General features: G+C 48.0%; 5 protein-coding genes. All 5 read left to right on the top strand.

Features of this window, described 5'->3' with window-relative positions; translation table 11 throughout:
* Window positions 1-22: 22 nt before the first annotated feature.
* The 5 genes from NNN64_RS11320 (at window position 23) to pstS (ending at window position 6,321) form a co-directional block, all read left to right on the top strand.
* Entirely contained in the window at window positions 23-589 is a 567-nt protein-coding gene (locus NNN64_RS11320; RefSeq protein WP_271441449.1) for a chaperone-usher fimbrial major subunit, read from the top strand.
* 127 nt (window positions 590-716) lie between these two features.
* Window positions 717-1,400 (top strand): fimbrial chaperone, encoded by a 684-nt coding sequence (locus NNN64_RS11315; protein ID WP_271441448.1) that lies wholly within the window; start codon window positions 717-719, stop codon window positions 1,398-1,400.
* A gap of 15 nt (window positions 1,401-1,415) precedes the next feature.
* Window positions 1,416-3,935 carry a fimbria/pilus outer membrane usher protein gene (locus tag NNN64_RS11310; protein WP_271441447.1) on the top strand — a complete coding sequence of 840 codons (2,520 nt, stop codon included), beginning with the start codon at window positions 1,416-1,418 and terminating at the stop codon, window positions 3,933-3,935.
* A gap of 10 nt (window positions 3,936-3,945) precedes the next feature.
* Complete coding sequence (locus NNN64_RS11305) at window positions 3,946-5,034, top strand: fimbrial protein (protein ID WP_271441446.1); 1,089 nt, start codon at window positions 3,946-3,948, stop codon at window positions 5,032-5,034.
* Between the two features lie 246 nt (window positions 5,035-5,280).
* Window positions 5,281-6,321, top strand: a complete 1,041-nt coding sequence (gene pstS / locus NNN64_RS11300) for a phosphate ABC transporter substrate-binding protein PstS (protein ID WP_005121464.1) — start codon at window positions 5,281-5,283, stop codon at window positions 6,319-6,321.
* The last annotated feature ends 62 nt before the right edge of the window (window positions 6,322-6,383 follow it).

Here is a 6,383-nt window from a genome sequence, read left to right as displayed (position 1 = left end):
AGTTTATATAATGGAGTTTATAATGGAAGGAAAATTGACCGTTCGTGCTTTACTGCTCTCCTCATTAATATTTACGGGTCAGGTAATGGCTGCGGATGGGACTGTACATTTTCTCGGTGAGATCGTTGACAGTACCTGTGAGGTGACTACCGATACAAAAGATCAGGTTGTTGAGCTAGGTAAAGTTAATAAAACCTCATTTTCTGGTGTGGATAGTACCGCTGCACCAGCATCATTTAGCATCAAGCTGGAAAAATGTCCTGAGACTTACACGAAAGCAGCTGTTCGCTTTGATGGTACAGAGGTTGGTGATGGCAATCTGGCTATTGGCAACCCGTTAACGGATGTCACGCCTGGCGACTATACTGGGGATGCCGCTGATCCACTGGTTGCTACTGGCGTCGGGATTCGTATTTATAACCGTGACGATAACTCTCAGGTTAAACTGTTTAATGATTCATCCTGGTCAAATATTCAGTCAGGTGAGGCGGAGTTAAAGTTTATTGCTCGTTATATTCAGGTTGCTGATGCTGTGACGGCAGGAACCGCGAATGCCGACTCTCAGTTTACCGTTGAATATCAAAAATAAATAATCCTGAACGTATTTATCATCAGGCAGTAGAGCCTGTTATATGGTGATGGTGTTATTACGTTATCTGTTAATTGATTAGTAATGGAATCATTAATATTTCGGGCTCTTTTTTAAGGATGAAAAGATGTTTTGGCGTATCCTTTTGGCGTTGTTGACTGTTACCTTTCTCTCGCAGGTAAATGCCGGTATTGTAGTTGGTGGAACACGGTTGATTTATCCTGGCGATAAGTCAGATGTTACCCTCTCCGTATTTAATAAAGAAACTAAAACGCCTTACCTGCTTCAGGTCTGGGTTGATCCTTTTGATAAAAAAGACAAAACAAAACCACCTTTTATCGCTATTCCTCCCGTTTCCCGACTGGAACCTGGACAGGAAAAATTTTTACGCATTATCAAATCACCGGGAGAGTTACCGGGCGATCGCGAATCCGTTTTTTGGTTAAACGTGAAGAGTATTCCACCCACTGCTGGTGATAAAAGCCAGGGGGGGAGCACGCTGGAAATTGCTATTAAAGCTCGAATTAAACTGTTCTGGCGCCCTGCGTCAGTCAACTTAATCCCGGAACGAGCGGCTAAAGAGATTATATTCAGCCGCCAGGGTAATAAGCTAATCGTCAAAAACCCAACAGCGATTCACGTCAATATCATGGACGTGCTTGTGAATGGAAAAGATGTGCCTCTCAATATGATCCCACCCTTTACAACATTAACGCTGGTGATGCCTTCAGGAACAGCGGGGAGCACGTTGACCTGGAGATTTATCAATGATTACGGGGCGATAAGTGCGCCGTTAAAGCAACAGCTATAACGAAGGATAACGCCAATGTGTCATCTTCGTTATGTCGATATCTTTTTTGGCTGTGCCGCTTTGGGGTTTTCTCAGATCGTTATGGCACAAGATACCGTTTTTAACCCCGCCTTGCTTGAAATCGATCACCCCATGAATGTGGATATTCGCCAGTTCGATCGCCAGAATGCGTTACAGCCCGGTGAGTATAAGGTGGATGTATTTATCAACGACCGGTTATTTGAAAGCCGTACGATATCTTTTGTTCAGGATGCGGCAGGCGCGACACTTCATCCCTGTTTTGTTGATGTAAAGGAGGCGCTGAGAGCTTTTGGGGTAAAAGTAGATGCGCTGAAATCACTCACTCAAATCGATGAGAAACAGTGTCGGGATCCTGAACCGTTAATCCCCGGTTCGCAATGGGTGCTGGATGGCGAGAAGTTAGCGCTGCGTATCAATATTCCACAGCTTTATCTCGATCTTGCCGCTCGAGATTACATTCCCCCTTCTCGTTGGGATGAGGGGATTAACGCGCTAATGGTGAACTATGATTTCTCCGGGAGTAAAACACTACGATCTGATTATCAGGATGATGACTATTACTACCTGAACCTGCAAAACGGTCTCAATCTGGGTGCCTGGCGTTTGCGCAACTACAGCACGCTCAACACGACGGATGGCCAGGCCAGCTATCATTCGGTTTCGTCATATATCCAGCGCGATATAGCGGCACTGCGTAGCCAGATAATGCTGGGTGATGCCTGGACGGCCAGTGATATTTTCGACAGCGCCCAGATTCGCGGCATTCGTCTATATACCGATGCGGATATGCTGCCAGATAGTATGAACGGCTTTGCTCCTACGGTTCGCGGTATCGCAAAAAGCAATGCGACCGTCATTATCCGACAAAGCGGATATGTCATTTATCAGTCCGCTGTGCCACAGGGTGCTTTTGAGATTACCGATCTGAGTACGGCGAATACGGGCGGCGATCTGGATGTTACGGTTAAAGAAGAAGATGGCAGTGAGCAGCACTTTACACAGCCGTATGCCTCTCTGGCGATCTTAAAGCGTGAAGGGCAAACAGATGTGGATTTCAGCGTTGGTGAACTGCGTGCGGAGGACCATTTTACACCGAATGTCGCTCAGGGGCAGATTCTGCACGGTCTGCCGTGGGGAATGACTATTTATGGTGGTGCACAACTGGCGAATGATTATCGTGCGCTGGCGCTTGGCGTAGGCAAGGATTTAGGGGCGTTGGGGGCACTCTCGTTTGATGTTACCCATGCGCACGCATATTTTGCGGCTGGTGATGACGAAACTGGGCAATCGTATCGCTTTCTCTATTCCAAGCGTTTTGATGAAACAGATACTAACTTTCGGCTGGTGGGATATCGCTATTCCACAAAGGGATACTACACGCTTAACGAATGGGCATCGCGACAAAACGATGCCAGCGATTTTTGGGTTTATGGTAACCGCCGCAGCCGTGTAGAAGGGACGTGGACGCAAAATTTTGGTCAGCAAGGCGGCAATGTATATATCACCCTTAGCCGGCAGCAGTACTGGCAAACGGATGAGGTCGAACGTCTTGTGCAAATGGGATACAGCAATACCTGGCATCGTGTCTCATGGAGCATCTCATGGAATTATTCCGATTCACTTGGCCATTATTCCACTTCAACAAACACCAACAACAGCAACGCCAGCAAAGAACAGATTTATATGTTCACCGTCTCTGTTCCGTTGTCAGGATGGATGGACGGCAGCTATGTGGATTACTCCCTGAATCAGGATAATCATGGTAACAGCACCCACAGTGTCGGTCTTGGCGGCTCGTTACTTGAAGGGCGCAACCTCTCCTGGAATCTGCAACAGTCTTATGACAACAGTGGTTCCAGCTACAACGGCAATATGAGTCTGGCCTATGACGGTACTTATGGCTCGGTTAATGGTGCTTATGCCTGGAGTCAGGAGACTGAACGCTTTAGCTACGGTGTTAAAGGTGGCGTGATGCTCCACGGTGATGGCATTACATTGTCGCAAGAACTGGGTGAAACGGTAGCACTGGTACAGGCTCCCGGTGCGGAGGGTCTGAAGGTTGAGAATACGACAGGTGTGGCGACGGACTGGCAAGGCTACACCGTGAAGACGCAATTAACGCCATATGATGAAAACCGTGTCGCTATCGACAGTGATTATTTTTCACAGGCTAACGTTGAGTTGGATAACACCGTAGTTAACGTCGTGCCAACGCGTGGTGCCGTTGTGAAGGCTGCATTTACGACGCATGTTGGTTATCGAATTTTATTTGATGCGCGCCTGGCTGGCGGAAAAGCGGTTCCTTTTGGTGCCATTGCTACGGCTCAACTGGACTCCGGTGTAGTCACTGGAATTGTTGGTGATAATGGTGAGTTATACCTTGCCGGGATGCCGGAAAAAGGGGACTTCCAGTTGGTCTGGGGAGAAGGGGGCGCAAAACGCTGTCATGCGGCATACCAGGTTGATCAACAGGGAATGAATGGACTAATTCAGGTTCCAGTAACCTGCCAGTGAGAAGGATATCATGATGAAAACAGGGTATTACGCCTACTGTGTGGCGTTATTTTTGATGGGAACGTCGACTGGCTATGCGGCTGTTGCGGGAACGTGTGAAACAACATCCGGTACGCATATACTTAGTCTGACTTTCCCACTGACACAAGTCTCCGCGGATAAAAATGTAGCGGGAACGACGTTGATGAATGTGGTCGATGCGACTTCCAGTGAAAGTTATAATATCCAGTGTACCTGCGATGTGGCGCATCGTGATGGGACGTATCACGAAATTTACTATACCGCCGATCCTGCACCTGGCATGGTCTATAGCCAAACGACTAATGGGTTATCTTTTTACTCCCTTAATGATTATCTGGATGTGGGTACAAAAATTTATATCATAAATGCGGGTTATACCGGCGTGCCTTTTGAGAATGTCTCTAATCAGGTTGCGGCGACAACTTCGCACACCTGTGAAGGGATGAGTACAAATGCGAAAAGCGTCACTCTCGATACAGGCACCGACGCCCGACTCTCCTTCCATCTGAAGCACTCTATTACTGGTGTAGTGGTCATTCCTTCAACAGATATTGCTGTGCTATATGCCGGGCTTTCCAGTACCTCGTCGCGGGGCGATATTATCGCGAAGGTCAGAATTAAAGGAAGTTTGGTGGCTCCGCAGTCCTGTACGATCAACGGTGGACAAGATATTACCGTGGATTTTGATGCCATCCCGGCGTCTGATTTTTCTCAGGTGGCCGGGCAGGCTATTACCACGCGCAAAATCACTAAAATGGTGGATGTCGAGTGCACCGGCATGGGCGACGACAGAACGCAGGGTGTAGATGTTTCATTCAATGCCACTGAGCTGGGCAGCGATAGTTCAATAATGGCAACCAGCAATGAAGACGTGGGGATTAAGATCTACAACAAAAACAATGTGGCTATTGATGTTAACGGTGGATCGCTGCCAACAGATATGGACCGAACCACACTGTTAGGACATAAAAATGGTTCAGTGACCTTTTCGGCGGCGCCTGCCAGCCTGACGGGCTCCCGACCAAAACCGGGCATATTTACCGCAACGGCAACACTGACTATTGAATTCACTAACTAACCCATCAGCGGCTGTTTATGACAGCCGTTGTCATATTTCCCCTTCGGAACCTGACCTTCCTCAAAAAAAACATGATAAAAAATGAACGCCTTGTGAATTAATGGCTATATTTTTCATGTGGTTACAATCATCTATTTCGTTGTCATAAAACTGTCATATTTCGTACATTTAACTGTCACCTGTTTGTCCTATTTTGCTCATCGTAGCCACTAAACAATGATTTACGAAAATCTTGCAGGAGACATTATGAAAGTTATGCGTACCACTGTCGCAACTGTTGTCGCCGCGACCTTATCTATGAGCGCGTTCTCTGCCTTTGCTGCAGCGAGCCTGACAGGTGCTGGTGCAACTTTTCCTGCGCCAGTGTATGCCAAATGGGCTGATACTTATCAGAAAGAGACCGGTAGCAAAGTAAACTACCAGGGTATCGGCTCCTCCGGTGGTGTAAAACAAATTACCGCAAATACCGTTGATTTCGGTGCATCAGATGCGCCGTTATCTGACGAGAAGTTGGCTCAGGAAGGCCTGTTCCAGTTCCCGACAGTGATTGGCGGTGTGGTGCTGGCGGTGAATATCCCTGGCCTGAAGTCCGGTGAGCTGGTGCTTGACGGTAAAACCTTGGGCGATATCTACCTCGGCAAAATTAAGAAGTGGGATGATGAAGCCATCACCAAACTGAACCCGGGTCTGAAGCTGCCTTCTCAGAACATTGCCGTTGTGCGTCGTGCAGATGGTTCCGGTACCTCCTTCGTCTTCACCAGCTACCTGGCGAAAGTGAACGAAGAGTGGAAATCTAAAATTGGCGCAGGCTCTACCGTGAACTGGCCGACCGGTCTGGGCGGTAAAGGTAACGACGGTATCGCTGCGTTCGTACAGCGTCTGCCAGGCTCTATCGGCTACGTTGAGTATGCTTATGCTAAGCAGAACAACCTGGCATACACCAAACTGGTTTCTGCTGATGGCAAACCGGTAAGCCCGACAGAAGAAAACTTTGCCAATGCGGCTAAAGGTGCTGACTGGAGCAAAACCTTCGCTCAAGATCTGACGAACCAGAAAGGTGACAATGCGTGGCCAATCACTTCCACCACCTTCATCCTGGTTCATAAAGAGCAGAAGAAACCAGAGCAAGGCGTTGAAGTGCTGAAATTCTTTGACTGGGCATATAAAAATGGCGGCAAACAGGCTAATGACCTGGATTACGCCAGCTTGCCGGACAGCGTGGTTGAGCAGATTCGTGCTGCATGGAAGACCAACGTGAAAGACAGCAGCGGTAAAGCGCTGTACTAACAGGATATTTTTGACGAAGATGGCGGGTGGCGCTGGTGCTTTCCCGCCCTACGGTTCATCCT

The sequence above is a fragment of the Citrobacter sp. Igbk 14 genome (assembly GCF_028069825.1).
GTDB lineage: Bacteria > Pseudomonadota > Gammaproteobacteria > Enterobacterales > Enterobacteriaceae > Citrobacter.
This window is presented reverse-complemented; position numbering and strand designations above follow the sequence as displayed.

Excerpts from the sequence above, each read along its gene's own strand:
- NNN64_RS11320 (WP_271441449.1), top strand. The coding sequence starts at position 23 with ATGGAAGGAAAATTGACCGTTCGTGCTTTACTGCTCTCCTCATTAATA.
- NNN64_RS11315 (WP_271441448.1), top strand. The coding sequence starts at position 717 with ATGTTTTGGCGTATCCTTTTGGCGTTGTTGACTGTTACCTTTCTCTCG.
- NNN64_RS11310 (WP_271441447.1), top strand. The coding sequence starts at position 1,416 with ATGTGTCATCTTCGTTATGTCGATATCTTTTTTGGCTGTGCCGCTTTG.
- NNN64_RS11305 (WP_271441446.1), top strand. The coding sequence starts at position 3,946 with ATGATGAAAACAGGGTATTACGCCTACTGTGTGGCGTTATTTTTGATG.
- pstS (WP_005121464.1), top strand. The coding sequence starts at position 5,281 with ATGAAAGTTATGCGTACCACTGTCGCAACTGTTGTCGCCGCGACCTTA.